Consider the following 16,307-nt stretch of genomic DNA (forward strand, 5'->3'; position numbering starts at 1 on the left):
ATATTAATCTTTCAAAACAACATCGTCACTTGTCTTTTCCAGATGACCTGTTAAGACAAAACGGTGATTTGAATCAAAGCCATAATCTAAATCACAAGTAGATAAAGAAATAAAATTACCTTCTGTACTTACTAAATCATTTAAATATGTAGCAGATTCCTTCATCGATTCAATCGTTTCTTGTCTAGACCCACCAAAAGAAGTTGTATAAAACACACTATCTTCAATTGTCTTAGCAAAAGTAAAAACATTGCATTTATAATTTGCCTCAGGCGTCAACAAATAGAAAACGGAATGTTCTTTAAAGAATTGTTCATCACAATAATTCTTTAATAAAGTAAACATACCTCCACCTTCAACTGAATGTCCATAAACAATTGAATTATCATTTTTAAATTGAGCATCTGCATTCGCATCTAAAAAGATAGATCCTCTAGGATTATATTCCCCATTTACAGTATGATTCAAATAATATTGATTATCTTTTGCCTGCAAAACTGGAAAAGATATCTCACAATCCGGAACATAAAGCCATCCAATAATATTCGCATTCTGTTTCTTTAGCGTTGTCCAATCAGGTTGCAATACATTCTTGATTTCTTTATCTTCTTTTTTTGTCTTAACTACTTTTTCCTCTAACTGTTTTGTCTCTGTTTCTACCTGCTGTTTTTGTGAATAAATATCCCACAAGTTATAAGCACTGTATCCAAACACACCAAGACAAACAATAAGTAAAATTCGATATATCCATTTTTTCATACAAGATTATTTTAACACGAAACCGAACCCTTAACAATTTTTGAAGCAATTCAATCAAAAAAAAGGATAGAGAAATGAATTCTCTATCCAATAAATTAAGATAATTATTTACTTAATTTGCTGGCAGCTGCTTGGTCTAATACTACAACTACATCCGCATGATTTTGTAAAGCGCTGGCTGCACATGCTGTATCAATTGGTCCTTCAATCATTGCTTTAACAGCATCTGCTTTATTTTCTCCATTAGCTACCAATAAAACTTTTTTAGATTTCATAATTGTTCCAATTCCCATTGAAATAGCTTGTGTTGGAACTTTATTGATATCATTATCAAAGAAACGAGCATTTGCTTCACGAGTATTTTCTGTTAAATCAACAATGTGTGTCAATTCTTCAAATGGTGTTCCTGGTTCATTGAATCCAATGTGACCATTTTGACCAATACCTAATACTTGTAAATCAATAGACACTTCACTTAAAGCATCTTCATAAGCTTTGCAATCAGCCTCTGTATTTCCATAAGGAACATGTGTATTATTTAAATCGATATCAATATCTTTAAATAAGTTTTCATACATAAATGTATAATATGACTGAGGATCTTTACGATCAATTCCCACATATTCATCTAAGTTATAAGATTTGATATCTTTATAGCTATAACCATCTTTATGATATTGAATCATTTCCTTATATAATCCAACTGGACTTGATCCTGTAGCTAATCCTAATACTGCATCTTTTTTTGCATCCAACAATTCTTTCATGACTCCAAATGCCTTAGCTGACATTTCATCATAATCTTTACAAATAATAACCTTCATCGTTATCTCCTCCATATCTCTTTAAACATTATAGCATAGCGCTTACAAAATAAAATGAACATTTTAGTCAACCTTTTGTCATTTTTAACAAATTAGTAATATTTGCACTTTTTAATTGACTTTTACTCAAAAAGAAGAAAAAAAGTTAAAGATACTGTATAATGGAATCAGCTAAGGAGGACATATAATGCCTAAACAAAATCCATTATTAAATATTGTAAAAAAACAAAAAGAAGGTCAAGCTGTAGCTATTTATTCATGTTGTTCAAGTAATGCGTTCGTTATCGAAGCTGCTATGGAAACAGCAAAAAAACAGGATTCATGCGTTTTAATTGAATCTACAGCTAACCAGGTAGACCAAAATGGTGGTTATTCTGGAATGACACCTCAAGATTTCTTTAACTTCTGTCATGAAAAGGCAAAAGAAGCTGGTTTATCAAGTGATCGTATTTTCTTAGGTGGAGACCACTTAGGACCATTAACTGTTTCCAACAAACCAGAAGCTGAAGCTATGGAATACGCAAAAACTTTAGTACACGATTATGTACGAGCTGGATTCACAAAAATTCATATTGATACAAGCATGAAGGTTGCAGATGATGATCCAAACACTCGTTTAAGTGATGAAACAATCGCTCGTCGTGGTGCGACATTAGCTAAAGTATGTGAAGAAGCTTATCAAGAATTACTTCAAGAAAACCCTGAAGCTATTCACCCAGTATATATCGTAGGTAGTGAAGTTCCAATTCCAGGTGGTGCTCAAGAAGAAAATGCTGGTATGCAAGTTACGAAACCAGAAGATTTTAAAAACACAGTTGCTACATTTGAAAAGGCATTTGATGATGCAGGAATTACAGATGCATGGAATCACGTTATTGCTGCCGTTGTACAACCTGGTGTTGAAGAAAAAGACGCTGGATGTGAAGAATACGATAGAGAACGTGCAAAAGATTTAATGGCAAGCATTAAAGAATTTGATCAATTAGTATTTGAAGGTCACTCAACTGACTATCAAACAAAATTTAAATTGCGTGAATTAGTTGAAGATGGTGTTGGAATCTTAAAAGTTGGTCCAGGACTTACATATGCAGCTCGTGAAGGAATCTTCTCATTATGCATGATTGAAGAAGAACTAGCTAATGTTTATGGATTTGAAACTAGTCACTTCCGCGAAGAATTAGATAAAGCTATGTTAGCTAACCCTGTTAAATGGGCTCCATATTATCACGGAACAGAAAAAGAAATCGCATTTAAACGTAAGTATTCTTTCTCTGATCGCTGCCGTTACTATTTGCCTCAGGAAAATGTTAAAAATGCTTTAGCTAAATTATTAGCAAACCTTAAAGAACATCCAGTACCATTACCATTGTTAAGTCAATACATGCCTTTCCAATATACTTTGGTACGTGAAGGTAAATTAAACAATACACCTGAAGACTTAATCAAAGCTCGCGTTATGTATACAATTGAAGAATATACTTACGCTAGTCACCAGGAAGAGTTAGTTCGTTAATTCCAAAAATTGCGCATCTTAAATGATGCGCTTTTTGTTTATCCTAAAAAGAAAAAAAGGTCATTTGACCTTTTATCCGTTGTTCTTTCTAGAAATCAATTCTTTGACATGATAAAGTGCAAACACAAATGTCAATGCACTAATCACATAGTTTAGATATAACATCCAACCTTGGTAATTTTCATTCTTCGCATTAATAATAATCAAAATTGCCAAAGCAAACAATAAAGCCATTTTCAAGATAACTTTATTTGTTTCCAACGTTTTGATTGATGCTTCACTCTTCATTTTTTCATTACATTTAAAGTTCTCTACACGAACCAATGTTTTTAAGAATTGTCTAAACTTAAATTCTAAGAATGCATAAACGACAACACCAACCAAAAGACATAACCAAATTGGCATATTAAACATTAAAATTAAGATAAACGCGATAGCCCCCATCACAAAACGCATGCTAAATTGTTTATATCTTTGCTCATTATTAGCTAAAATATATCCTGTTTTAGAAAATACATCATAGTACACAGCTCTTCCACGCTCATCCTTATAAATATGCCAACCAGATACATTCCCCTTTAAATCCGTTTGTTGCTTTTGTCTAGTTTTTCTTCCTTCTGCCATAAAAATCTCCTTACCACTCTACTACTTTTTCTAATTCTTCTTTTTTTAGATTTTGTCGTTTCTCCTCTTCCTTAAAATCAACATAATCCGTATATGGTGTCAAGCAACCATTATCTTGAGGTTGATCATGACCATCCATGTGTACCATTATTTTGTCAAGAATATCCGTTTGTGTCAACTTTTCTCCAACTTTTGAAGCTTTCATAAAACTTGGAGCACGACCAATCTCCATAAACATTGTTTCTAATTCAGCATAATCTGCTGTGTGAAGACCTTCTGTAAAATATTCTAATTCTTGAAGAATCATTTTACAAAAAGTCTTCACATCACGCATATCGATATTTCCTCTAAAGATAATGAAAACTTTATGATCATTTGTCACTTTCAACGGCTGAGACATTGTAAATTTATTCTGGATTGCCTTATAAACTTCTTCTCGTGTCTCATCCATATATTCTAAATAATAAGGTTTATCTTCAAGTTCCTTATTATTATATACATTAAAATAAATTGTATTATAAATTCCACAATGTTTAAAAATAGTACCTTTTATACTTGTCGCATAAAGTACTGGATATTTTTTATCTGCCATAATATATAGACCTCCTTAATTTCATTTTTAATCCATCAAATGATATTTAATGGGCTAAAAATAAAATTAAAGGTTGTAAGGATATAATCCGTTACAACCTTATATTTGAGAGAAAATATTCTAACTTCGTTAGATTAGCCTACGCAACTACTGACCATGGAACTGGTACTAGAGGTGTATATGAACCTGCCCAGATTCCGAATGCAGCTCCAACAATACCGATTACTAAGAATAATGCGATACATTTTACTGGAGTCCAGTTTTTCTTCTTAATCAATACATAGCACATCATAGTGAATGCGAATGCGATTAAGCAAGGTAAAATCATGTTTAAGTAGTTTTGGATTACGATTGGATCCCCTTCACCATTAGCAATAGAGATACCTAATTTAGTTCCTCCACCATAGTTAGAAATTAAAGCACCAACAACGAATACACCTAATACACTAGCAGCGTGAGTGAATGCTTTAGCGTTAGCAGTCATCATCTTAACAGCAGTTAAACCTAAGTTATATGACCAGTACATTAAAGCATAACGTAATACCATTTCAACACCGAATGCGATAACGAAGTATAAGATTGGTCCCATGATGCTTCCATCAATAGCCATGTTTGCAGTTAAACCAGCAGTGATAGGAATTAATGTATACCAGAACAATGCATCACCAATACCACCTAATGGAGCAGCAGTTGAGATACGTACAGAACGAATTGTCTGAATATCAGTTTTTTGTTGTTCCATTGATAATACGATACCCATAACGAATGTTACGAAGAATGGGTGAGTATTAAGGAAATCCATGTTGTGAGTCATAGATGCAGCTAAGTCATCTTTATTTGTGTGGATTTTTTCCAAACCTGGTAAAATAGCCCATAACCAACCAGCAGATTGCATACGTTCATAGTTGAATGCAGCCTGTAATTGGCAAGAACGCCATACCATTTTATTTAAAGTCTGTTTATCTAATCTTGCAGCAGGAGTAGTATCCTTGTAAGAAGTCATTGCATTAGATTCCATCACTTACACCTCCCTGCGCAGCTTTTGTTTCAATAGAAGTAATCTTGAAGTCTAATAATGCGATTGCAACACCGATGAATGCAACTAAGATCAAGCAAGCAGAAGCTGTAGCTTCAACGTTACCAAATAGTAATGCAGTTGCAAAACCACCTAGTAACCATCCCCACAAGTCGTTAGAAAGCATAATCTTTAACAATACAGCGAAACCTACGAAACGCATCATTCCACCGGCAGCACTTAAACCACCCATGAACCAGCTTGCATTTTCACTTAAGCTTTGTAAAGCACCAGAAGCAGCAGTTCCACCAACATATGCTAAAATAGCGATTACAGCAAATAAAGTACCTAAGATAGCCATAGAAGTATTACATACAGCTGTAATTCCTTTAGGGTTAGCTTCATTAGCAGCTTTATCAGCTTTAGCCATTAAACCAGACATAATTGTAAATGTTAATGTTACAACGTATTGTCCGAATGTAGCGAAAATCATACAAGCTCCTAAAGCAGCATTAATATCCATTTTTGCTTTAACAGCGAAAATCATAGCAACAACTGATCCTAATACAGCGTTAGGAGGCTGTGCTCCACCAACTGGCATGTTACCAACCATCATTAACTCATATGTACCACCAACAACTAAGCCAGTGTTTACATCACCTAAGATTGCACCAATAATTGGACAAGCAATGATAGGACGATAAACGATTTCAGTTAATGAGAATTGGTCGATGGCAAAGAAGAATGTTACAATTGCCAATAACACAATTTCTACAATATTCATTTTTCATTTTCTCCTTTTTTGGATTAGCTCCAAAGTTTATTAATATCTTCAGGTGCGATGTCAGGTACACGTTGAATTTCTAATTCAACACCTAATTCTTGCAATTTTTTGAATGCAGCAACATCATCGTCGTTTACAGCTACTGTAGTAGCAACTTGACGTTTACCTTCAGACATGTGCATGTTTCCAATATTACATTTTTTAATTGGAACACCACCCTCAACTAGACGTAATACATCTTGAGGTGTTTCACAAATGATGAAGATTTTTTGAGCAGGACTTGCTTTTCCAATAATGTCGATTGTCTTCTGAATTGAGAAGTAACGAGTCTGAGCATAAGCTGGAGCAGCCATGTTCATCAAACCTTGACGGAATTCATCTTTTGCGACAGCGTCATTTGCAACCAATAATAAGTTAGCTCCTAAAACTCCACTCCATTGAGTTGCAACTTGACCGTGAATCAAACGATTGTCGATTCTTGTTAATAAGATATTTGGCATATTCTCTCTCCTTCCTGATAGCGCTTTCTTCTTTAAAGAATAACTATCTTGCCTATATTATACATTTTCTATTCATAATTTCTTTACACATTTTAAGAAATTATTTGCACTTTTTAGTAATTTTTTATTATTTATCACTAACAATTATAAAAATTGGCTAAAAAAACACATTTTTATCACAAAATCTTCTTAAAAGTCTAAATTGAAAACCGTTTCAAAAGAAAAAGGAACATTCAAATCTATTCCCTTTCACATTTTTCTATTTTTTTAAATTATCTAACCGTTTTTTTAATTCCTTTACCTTGATCAACGATACACACTCATAATTATCCGTATCATCTAAATAACTGTATGAAATATCTCCATATGATGTCGTATGATCTTGATGAAAATCTTTACAAGATGAATGAATTTGATTTGTATGCGTATAATTAACAATCTCTGAAACATTATCAATATTGATGCTGCCACCAGGTAAGATTTCTATCTTTTCTCCATACGTATCGATTATATATTTTATTTCTTCTTTTGCTTCTAATACTGTTCTTTTTTGTGCACTCGTCAATACACGATCTACATGACATTCAATTAACTTTTCAATTGATAACGTATAATTCTCGCAAACATCAATTGCTTTATGAAATACTGCTTTTTTATTAAAACTATGAATTACAGTCACCATTTTGCGTACAAATTCGACATCAATTTCTCTATTTTTAGTCAAGCACCCAAACACAATGGCATCCGCACCATTTTCCAATAATATTTTTGTATCTTCTAGCATTACAATTTTTTCTCTATTTGAATAACAAAAACCAGCAGCTCGATTACGAACCATGCATGCCACTTCTAAACTCATTTCCCTTTTGACATTACGTAAAGTTGCAACAGACGGTGTTAACCCACCTAAGCTCAACGCACTATTTAACTCAACACGGGTTGCTCCACCACGATAGGCATTCACACAATCACTATAACTACCGGCACAAACTTCTAATATCATACATTTCTTCCTTTCGTTATTTAGAAAAAAATCAAGCAAGATCATCCTGCTTGATTTGTAATTTTATAAATTATAAATTGTTACACCTTTAACAACACGGTTAACTTCTCCACTTGGACATGGATCATCTGGTGTAATTCCAACATGAATAGATTTGAATAACGCTGTAATTTGAGCATATACGATATAGTTTAATCCTAAGAAGAAATTATCTAAAGATTCAGGCAAATCAATATCGAAACTAAAATCAGCTAATTCATGCAATTCTTCAATGTGATTTCCTACGACTACTAATTTATTTCCTTTTCTTTGACTACTCATTTCTTTAATCAAATCCAGCTCATATTTTCTTGTATATTCATCATCACTCACATATACCACAGTCAAAGTATTATCATTCACAACTGACTTTGGACCATGTCTAAATCCCATAGGTGAATCAAACATCGTTGTTACAGCACCTTGTGTCAACTCAAGCATTTTCAATTGACTTTCTTGTGCAACACCTTTTAAACTATTAGACCCTAAATAAACAATACGATTAAAATCATAACTATTAACTAAATCAGAAATTTTTTTCCAATCGTTTTCCAATGTATAATTGGTTGAACCACAGATTTCATTTACACATTTTTCGATTTCATCTAGCTTATCTAACTGAAAACAAAGAACTGTTGCCAACATCATATTTGTATATGATGAAGTCATCGCAAAACTCTTATCCAATGTTTCAGGGGTCAAATCAATTGCATAAGCATTTTCTTCTTTTTCTGCATATTTAGAAAGAGCTCCATCTTTATTGCAAGTAATTGCTAAATGATAAATATTTTCACAAACTGCATTTGCTACTTTAAGAGCTCCAACCGATTCAGGAGAATCTCCACTACGACCATAAGATACTAATAATGTTGGTTTCGTTTTAGATAAATATTTTGTAGGAGAATTTACCAAATCCGTAGTTGCATAAGATTTTACTTTAAAATCATATTTATCATTTAAATAAGGGAACACACTATTTCCAACATATTCACTTGTTCCTGCACCCGTTAAAATAATGTCATAATCATCACAACTTAACACTTTATCTAAAAATGCTTTGATATTTTCTTTGTCCTCTTTAATTTGTTTAACTGTCTTTTTCCAAGTGGAAGGTTGTTGCGTAATTTCTGTTGCTGTATAAACACCAGTTAATCCTTCCCATTCTTCTTTTGTTTTACCAAACATATTTGTGCCTCCAATTACTTAATTTCAATTGTATAAGTATATTCTTTACATTGACCTGCTTCTAAGCTAGCGACTTCATCACGATTTTTAAATTCTCCGACATTTCCCATATAATCAGAATGTCCTACCCATGGTTCAAGGCATACAAATTTCAAGTCTTTGTCTTGAACATATGGAGACCATATGGCTAAATTGTCAAAACCTTCAAAGTTTAATTTTACTTCATGAGAATTTGTAATACTCTTAATACTAACTGAATTAGATACAGGATGTCTAAATCCTAAAGCTTCTTTCATAAATAAATCTTTTCGAATAAAGAACTTATTTTCATTTTCAAAGAAAGGAACTGTTTCTGGTAATAATTGACCTGAATCAGATAATGCAAATACACCTACGCGTTCATTTTTTTCAAACTCAATATAATAATCATTACAAGTTTCATTATCATATAAAGGAGTTCTAAAGCCAGGATGTCCTGCATAATTGAAATACATCGTTTTATTATCATCATTCATGATATGAGTCGTTACAATTAATTTATTATCAATTAATTCATATCTAATTTTTACTCTACAATCAAACGGATACATCTTTTTAGTATCTTCAGTATTAGTAAATAAGAATTCTACAAATGAATCTTGTTTTTCAACTACCGGTATTATTTCATATCGGATAATCCCATTTGATTTCATAGAATATTTTTCTCCATCAAATAGAGTTTCCATATTATTTAATTTACCAATAATTGGAAATGGTACAGGAGCACTACTTTTCCAATAGTCTGGATCTTTCTGCCAAAGAAATTCTGTCCCATCTTCCTTTAAATATATAGAACTCATTTGAGCACCTAATTCATCAATACAAACTGTTAATTTATTAGATTCAATTTTCAACATACTCTATATCCTTAAAGAAGAGTGTATGATACACTCTTCTACAAATAAATTACCTTTCCTGTTTCAGCTGATTCATGAACAGCTGCAGCAATTTTAGTTGCCTGCAATCCATCGAATGCTGATGTTCTAAATTCTCTACCATTTACAATATCAGATACGAATTCTTGCATTGGTTCTAATCCAAATCCACTAGCGCTATTTTCGCCGAAATTCATGAAAATATAGTTTGGAATGCCTTGTTTCTTGTCGGAATATGATTTAACACCACGATATGACTCATTCTTGAAATATTTGTTTTCTGTTAGAATTACTAATTGTCCATCGTTTGATTTAGGGAAAGTATTAGGTAAAATCCAACTTGTTTCAACTGTCCAGTTACTTCCATCTTTCATAGTAAGAACAGCCTGTAAGTTATCCCAAGTGTTATAGCCTTTTTTCTTCAACACTTCTTTGTTTCCAACTGCATATACTTTTTCAACTTCGCTTTCAGTAATGTAACGAATCAAGTCATAGCAGTGAACACCTAAGAACCATGCTGGAGATGATTTGTCAGTCCAAGTAAACCATTGTTCTGGTACAGCGATAACATCATCCAATGACATATAACCTCTGATAATTTTCTTATCTTCTGATTTAATGTCATCTTTAATGCAGTTATATGCTGGATCCCAACGTTTGTGGAAGTCAACTGAAATTTTAACATTGTTCTTTTCTGCTAATTCCATTAACTCTTCACATTCTTTCACTGTTAAAGCCATTGGTTTTTCAATCAATAAGTATTTAACTCCTGCTTCAATTGCATCTTTACATGGATCAAAGTGATATGGGTCTGAAGTAGCAACACTTACAGCATCTAATGCTTCAGCTTCAACCATTTCTTTTACAGTTGAATATCCTTTTACACCATATTTTTCTTCTGCAGCTTTTTTACGTTCATCGTTCAAGTCACAGAATACAACTTTTTCTACATTTGGATCACATGCATATGTATGAATGTGATAATTTCCATAAATACCTGCACCTACAACACCAATTTTTACTTTATTCATTATATTCACTCCTTACGATTTACATTGATTCAATACCAATTGTTTCTTCAAATTTTGCATCTTCTTTTGCATAGTATTTTTCTAATACTTTACCACCAAAGATAACTACAACATCTAATGCGATCAACAATACGAATCCCACTCCTGGTACTTCAGCTAATAATGTTGGAATCAAGATGAATAGGTTACCTAAAGCAGTAGTTGTTGCGAATTGTCCTTTTGCGACTAAATCCATACCAGCACCTTTAGCAAGTTGAGTGAATAATGGAGCTGCCCAACTTGAAATGTAAAGTACGATTGGCAAGAAAATCAAACTTGACATGATAGTACGACGTTTGTTAGCACGGTGTACGATTGTTGCGAAACATACATAGAATGCTGCAAATGGAACTTCACCTAATGGAAGAGTAATGTTTCCTGGTAAAATTGCTGCGAAAATCATGAAGAATGGAATCATTAAGAATCCAACAGAAATTGTTACTGGGTGACCAATTGTAACAGCTGAATCTAGACCGATATTTAATGAACGATCTGGAAAGTGTTTAACGAAGAATGACTTAGCTTGGTTAGAAATTGGAATTAAACCATTTACTAACATCTTAACAACCATTGGGAACAATTCCATCAATGCTGCAGTTTTGATTGTAACATCAGCAATACCTTTGAAATCATATCCAGCAACGATACCAAAGAACATACCCATGATCAAACCTAAATAAATTCTTTCACCGAAGATAGCTCCAATTATGTGAGTAAATCCTTTTCCTTCGTCTTCTACATAATCATCTTCGATTGGTTTGTGAGCGAAATGAGGAATACGATCATAAATTTTATCTAATACCATGAAGAATGGAGCACTTGCTGCTGCAAATCCGTGAGGAATAGCAATTGCTTCAATACCAATAATTTGTTGAGTACGGTGTGCCATGATATCTGCAACCTTTAAGCCTAAAATAGCGTGACTTACACCAGCTAAGATACCTAACCAGAAGTTTCCAGTAATCAAATTAACAAAACCAGCAGTGATTCCAAAATACCAGAAGTTATAAATATCAACGTTAATTGTGTTTGTAAGTTTTAAAGCAACCATAACTACGTTTACTACGATAACAAATACAATTAATGTTGCACTAACTAACCCACCAAATCCAACGGCAGCTGCAGGAGATCCACCAACATCAATTGCTGTTAAATTTAAGTGAAGAACATTTACAGCTTCATTAATAACTGGTCCCAATGAGTTAGCTGTCAATGTTGAAACAATACTAACACCAACTAAACCGATACCAACAGTAGCTCCAGCTTTAATAGCTTTAGGAATTGATAAACCAAATAATAAACCAATTAAGCACATCAACATAGGAACAAAGATATAACTTCCTAATCCAACGATGTACGATATAACATCCATTACGACTTGCATTATTTTTCTCCTCTAATTTTTATTTTCTATTTTGATTTTTATGTTTTATTTTTTTAGAACTTCTAAGACTTGTTCTGTTACAGCATCTTCATTAACGCCTGATAAATAAGCACTTCCAGAAATGACTGGAGATTTATATTTTTTACGAACTCTCATTGTAGTAATAATTAAATCAACATCTCCATCGTAGTTATCTACTTCTGTTAAAGTACATTGAATTGTCTTAAATTGAATACCATTTTTCTTTAAGATATCTTCAACTTTAGACTTAACCATACTTGATGTAGCTAATCCAGCTCCACAAGCAATTACAACTTTTTTCATATTAATTTTCCCCCAATTCTTCTAAATATTTATTTAAGCAATCGCAGATTTTTTCATCTGAATCTGTAGTAGCTATAGTGTTAAGTAATTCTTCATGCTGGAACACCTTCATTAAGAATTGAAGCATTGTCAACTGTTCATGTGATCCACCAATTGCCAACATAAACATAATTTTTACATCTACTTCAGCATCCATGTCTTCCATACTATGGAATTTGACTGGATTCTTTAAAACACCAATTGCAACATGATTTCCTTTAATGCCATCATCAAATGCATGTGGAATCGCAATTGCAGGGCCTTTTGTCTGTAATCCTGTAGGATACTCTCGTTCACGCTCAATTACTTTTCCAGCATATTCTTCAGATACGTATTCTTTTGCAGTTAATAACTTACTCAATTTATTTATTGCATCCGAACTATCATCTGCGCTTAAATTTGTTGCTACCAAATCTGGTACAAATTTAAATTCCATATTTTCTTCTCCAATCTATCTTTTTAAGCAAATTTCTCATAGAGCTCTCTAATCGTTTCTGACTCTAAAATATCACTGACGTTGTTTTCCTTATTTAAAATCTCTGCCACCTTTTTCAACATCACAAGATGTGAAACGGAATCTGTAGAAGCAAGCACAACAATCAGTCTTATTGGCTCCCTCGAATTTTCATAATAGACAGAATGTTTTAAAAGCAGAACAGAAATTGCATTTTTGTTTACGCCTTGCTCAGGTCTAGCATGTGGAAGAATTATGTAAGGAGAAATAATGAATTTACTTCCAGCTCTTTTTAGATTTTCCATGATTGCTTCTTCATATTCAACTTTTACAAAGCCATTTTCAATTAATGGAGTAATTGCCTTTTTAGTTGCTTTATGCCAGTCAATTTCATTCGCATCAATTTGGAAATTCTTCATCAAAATAAATTCATCCATCTTTCTACCTCACTCACTTCGAGTTTGTTCAAAATATAAATATTGAATATCAAGCTCTTCTAAAGATGTGCACTTCTTTATGTCTGTATTATACGTTGAACCCATTTTTTAAAATAGTCCAAGAAGTTTGAACTTGTTTGTGCAATTTGTTGTACTCAATAGTTTTATGCAAAATAAATTGCATTTATTAATGTTTATAAACATAAAAAAGGGCTTACACACCATTTCTGGCATATAAACCTTTGTTTTTAAGTACGATTAACCATCTTCTTTATAAATTCCATAATCTCATCTACATTTTTATCAAGTAGTGCATTCAAATCTATATCATCTGATGCTAACATCGAAATATCCTTTAGTATTTGCAAATGCTCCTTTGGATTTGAACTCGATATTACAAATAAATAATGAATATTTAAATCATCTTCAAACTGAATATTTTTCTTATTTATCAACAAAGCTGTTCCAAGTGCATTCGCTCCAGCTTCTGTTTTTGCATGGGCAATCGCAATACGATTTTTTATGACAATATACGGACCATAATCTCGAACTAACCCAATCATTTCATTAATATAATTTTCTGTGATGATATTTGTTTTTAATAAAGGAACACTCGCAAGTCGAATTGCTTCATCCCACATAATATCTTTATCAATACGAATCAGATGATCCCTATACATAATGTCCTTCAAACGTAATTGTTTTTCCTCTACAACATCTACAATTAGATTTCCCTCTCTAAAATAATCATACACATCCTTTTTCAAATTTTTCATCTGAGTTGGATCTACATATTTTTGTATAATTGAAAACAAACCAGAAAAATTGTCTTTATTTAATTTATACGTTTGCATATTCAATGACATCATTGATGCAATCTTTGACTTATCATCCTTCGTCAATATCGCATTAACCTTGATCCAAGGAATATCTGTATCCAAATCAATTGTCGATACTATGAAATCAATATTTTCTTTATATTGCGCTATATTCTCTGCAGCTGTTGCAGCAATAACAGTTACATTCGCATAAAGATCTTCTACTTCTCGTTTCAACAAAGTTGAAGTTGATATACCACTCGGACAAACAATCAACACTCTAATTAGCGCATAAAATTTACCCTGTACTTGTTTTAAATGACCGCCAAAATGCATTGTTATATATGATATTTCACTATCTGTAAGAATAAAAGGAAATTCATCATCCATGCTTTCACATAAATTTTTTATCATTTGATATAAATTGCCATAATTTTCCTTTACATCCTCTAATAATGTATTTGAAATTTGTATGGATAGCTGATAATAATACATCGACAATTTAAAATGCATGTATAAAGAATTAACAAGCTCATTCTTCTCGCTAATATCACAAGAAGTCTGTCGCTCAAATAAATCAACTAAATGCAATGCTAATTCAAACAATTGGATATCTCTTTGACTATCATCTAAACGAATAACACTACCTGCCTTAGAACCGAGTAAATGAATCGTTAAATATAATCGTTCATGTACATTCAAATCTTGAAAATATTTATCAATCATATGTAATTCTTCTGTTTTCTCAAGATCTCTTAATTCTAATATTGAAAAATCAAATTTTTCATCCACATAATGTACAATGTTCAACAAACATGCAATTGCTAAAAGATTATAATCATCATATTCATTATGCATCTTTAATGAAATTTGCTGTAAACGTGAATAAAAAGTTTCTACTTCTGAAACATCCAAAAATTCAATACTCTTATAATGTATTTTTTTCAACAAGATTTTTAAATAATACAACAACAATGCTCTCTTACTAAAAACCTGTCCATTTATCATATAACCATTCTTTATATCAAAATATAAAGACACATCATACTTCTCAATTTCACTTTTCAAATCCTTTAAATCATTAAAAACAGAATTCCGAGAAATATCAAACAATTCCATAATATTCTCTATATGAATATTAGCCTTAGGATACATCATCCAACAAATCAAATAATGAACTCTTTCATCTGGAGATAAATTTTGTAAAGTTCCATCGGAATGTAGTATTGAATCCACAACCTTTTTTTGATCCGATGTTAAATAATAACCCTGTCCACGCTTATTATTAATCGGTTCCATCCGTAAGTCATAGAAAACATCATTAATTTTATTAACGATATAATACACAGTACGACGACTAATATCTAACTGGTCTTGAATCGATTGAATGGATTGAGGATTTTCATTCTCTAAAAGCAACATTAAAAATTCTTTTTGTGATTTTTCTAGTTTAGCCATAATTATTTATCCCTATGTTGAATGATATAATCTTCAATTTTCTTCAATAATTTTTTACCCTTTTTAAAACTTTGTTTATCCAAATATTTCTGTCCAAACAATCCATTTTGCGAACGAATCGTACCATTTCCTTTTTTTGTTTCATAACTTTCTTCATAAGATGCTTCAATACCATCCTCTAATATATTTTCTATACGATATGTTACATATGTACGATCCACATCACTCTCAAATACAGAAGAGTATTCCTTTAAAGGAATACAAGATAACACCCTAACTGTCACCTCTGAATTTCCCTTAAAACGATTTGGCAATACCTTTTTATAATTTAATCCAGGCTTAATTTGACTCGCATGAATACTCTTGTTTGTTGTCTTTTTGATATCCCCTATTATAGAATCTGTAATCTCTTTAAAAAACTCATCTGCTGTTACATTTAATTTTTCGATTGCTTTCATTTCATGTCTCCTTGTTTTTAGTGCACAATAATATACTACATTTCTTAGAATACATTACATTGCACACATTGTAAATAGAATACGCTTACATTTTATTAAAAATAATAAGTGAC

General features: G+C 32.2%; 18 protein-coding genes. 1 reads left to right on the plus strand and 17 read right to left on the minus strand.

Annotation, left to right across the window (positions count from 1 at the left end; genetic code table 11):
• Positions 1–3 precede the first annotated feature (3 nt).
• Both srtB and nagB read right to left on the minus strand, forming a co-directional pair.
• Positions 4–759, minus strand: a complete 756-nt coding sequence (gene srtB / locus DWY01_RS08690) for a class B sortase (RefSeq protein ID WP_117995751.1) — start codon at positions 757–759, stop codon at positions 4–6.
• A 104-nt stretch (positions 760–863) separates the two neighbouring features.
• Entirely contained in the window at positions 864–1,583 is a 720-nt protein-coding gene (gene nagB, locus DWY01_RS08695) for a glucosamine-6-phosphate deaminase (protein WP_117995752.1), read from the minus strand.
• A 187-nt stretch (positions 1,584–1,770) separates the two neighbouring features.
• On the opposite strand from nagB, the gene DWY01_RS08700 reads away from it, so the two are divergent.
• Entirely contained in the window at positions 1,771–3,096 is a 1,326-nt protein-coding gene (locus tag DWY01_RS08700; RefSeq protein ID WP_117995753.1) for a class II D-tagatose-bisphosphate aldolase, non-catalytic subunit, read from the plus strand.
• Positions 3,097–3,168: 72 nt separating this feature from the next.
• Here the strand turns inward: DWY01_RS08700 and DWY01_RS08705 are convergent, their stop codons facing one another.
• The 15 genes from DWY01_RS08705 to DWY01_RS08775 all read right to left on the minus strand — a co-directional run bounded on the left by DWY01_RS08705 (position 3,169) and on the right by DWY01_RS08775 (position 16,194).
• A complete protein-coding gene (locus tag DWY01_RS08705; RefSeq protein ID WP_117995754.1) occupies positions 3,169–3,720 on the minus strand; it encodes a hypothetical protein in 552 nt (183 codons plus the stop codon).
• Between the two features lie 10 nt (positions 3,721–3,730).
• Positions 3,731–4,312, minus strand: coding sequence for a hypothetical protein (locus tag DWY01_RS08710; RefSeq protein ID WP_117995755.1), 582 nt, complete (start codon positions 4,310–4,312; stop codon positions 3,731–3,733).
• A gap of 139 nt (positions 4,313–4,451) precedes the next feature.
• Entirely contained in the window at positions 4,452–5,330 is an 879-nt protein-coding gene (locus DWY01_RS08715) for a PTS system mannose/fructose/sorbose family transporter subunit IID (protein ID WP_117995756.1), read from the minus strand.
• Entirely contained in the window at positions 5,320–6,111 is a 792-nt protein-coding gene (locus DWY01_RS08720; RefSeq protein WP_117570702.1) for a PTS sugar transporter subunit IIC, read from the minus strand. The genes DWY01_RS08715 and DWY01_RS08720 overlap by 11 nt, the downstream gene beginning before the upstream one ends.
• Positions 6,112–6,134: 23 nt before the next feature.
• A complete protein-coding gene (gene agaB / locus DWY01_RS08725) occupies positions 6,135–6,611 on the minus strand; it encodes a PTS galactosamine transporter subunit IIB (RefSeq protein WP_003863846.1) in 477 nt (158 codons plus the stop codon).
• A gap of 259 nt (positions 6,612–6,870) precedes the next feature.
• Positions 6,871–7,614, minus strand: a complete 744-nt coding sequence (locus DWY01_RS08730; protein WP_117995757.1) for a copper homeostasis protein CutC — start codon at positions 7,612–7,614, stop codon at positions 6,871–6,873.
• A gap of 63 nt (positions 7,615–7,677) precedes the next feature.
• Positions 7,678–8,838: an SIS domain-containing protein gene (locus DWY01_RS08735; RefSeq protein WP_117995758.1), complete on the minus strand. Its 1,161-nt coding sequence runs from the start codon at positions 8,836–8,838 to the stop codon at positions 7,678–7,680.
• A 14-nt stretch (positions 8,839–8,852) separates the two neighbouring features.
• The gene (locus tag DWY01_RS08740; protein WP_117995759.1) at positions 8,853–9,734 is read right to left on the minus strand and encodes an aldose 1-epimerase family protein; all 882 of its coding nucleotides are present in this window, start codon (positions 9,732–9,734) and stop codon (positions 8,853–8,855) included.
• Positions 9,735–9,772: 38 nt separating this feature from the next.
• Positions 9,773–10,783 carry a Gfo/Idh/MocA family protein gene (locus DWY01_RS08745; RefSeq protein WP_117995760.1) on the minus strand — a complete coding sequence of 337 codons (1,011 nt, stop codon included), beginning with the start codon at positions 10,781–10,783 and terminating at the stop codon, positions 9,773–9,775.
• A 19-nt stretch (positions 10,784–10,802) separates the two neighbouring features.
• Complete coding sequence (locus DWY01_RS08750; protein ID WP_117995761.1) at positions 10,803–12,206, minus strand: PTS transporter subunit IIC; 1,404 nt, start codon at positions 12,204–12,206, stop codon at positions 10,803–10,805.
• 45 nt (positions 12,207–12,251) lie between these two features.
• Positions 12,252–12,530 carry a PTS sugar transporter subunit IIB gene (locus tag DWY01_RS08755; protein ID WP_117995762.1) on the minus strand — a complete coding sequence of 93 codons (279 nt, stop codon included), beginning with the start codon at positions 12,528–12,530 and terminating at the stop codon, positions 12,252–12,254.
• Position 12,531: 1 nt separating this feature from the next.
• Positions 12,532–13,005: a PTS sugar transporter subunit IIA gene (locus DWY01_RS08760; RefSeq protein ID WP_117995763.1), complete on the minus strand. Its 474-nt coding sequence runs from the start codon at positions 13,003–13,005 to the stop codon at positions 12,532–12,534.
• Between the two features lie 23 nt (positions 13,006–13,028).
• Positions 13,029–13,460 (minus strand): PTS sugar transporter subunit IIA, encoded by a 432-nt coding sequence (locus DWY01_RS08765; protein WP_117995764.1) that lies wholly within the window; start codon positions 13,458–13,460, stop codon positions 13,029–13,031.
• A gap of 248 nt (positions 13,461–13,708) precedes the next feature.
• Positions 13,709–15,736: a transcription antiterminator gene (locus DWY01_RS08770; RefSeq protein ID WP_243001996.1), complete on the minus strand. Its 2,028-nt coding sequence runs from the start codon at positions 15,734–15,736 to the stop codon at positions 13,709–13,711.
• Between the two features lie 2 nt (positions 15,737–15,738).
• Positions 15,739–16,194, minus strand: a complete 456-nt coding sequence (locus DWY01_RS08775) for a DUF3284 domain-containing protein (RefSeq protein ID WP_158553692.1) — start codon at positions 16,192–16,194, stop codon at positions 15,739–15,741.
• Positions 16,195–16,307: the final 113 nt, after the last annotated feature.

Origin of the sequence: Eubacterium sp. AF22-8LB (assembly GCF_003458715.1) — a bacterium.
Classification (GTDB): domain Bacteria; phylum Bacillota_I; class Bacilli_A; order Erysipelotrichales; family Erysipelotrichaceae; genus Holdemanella.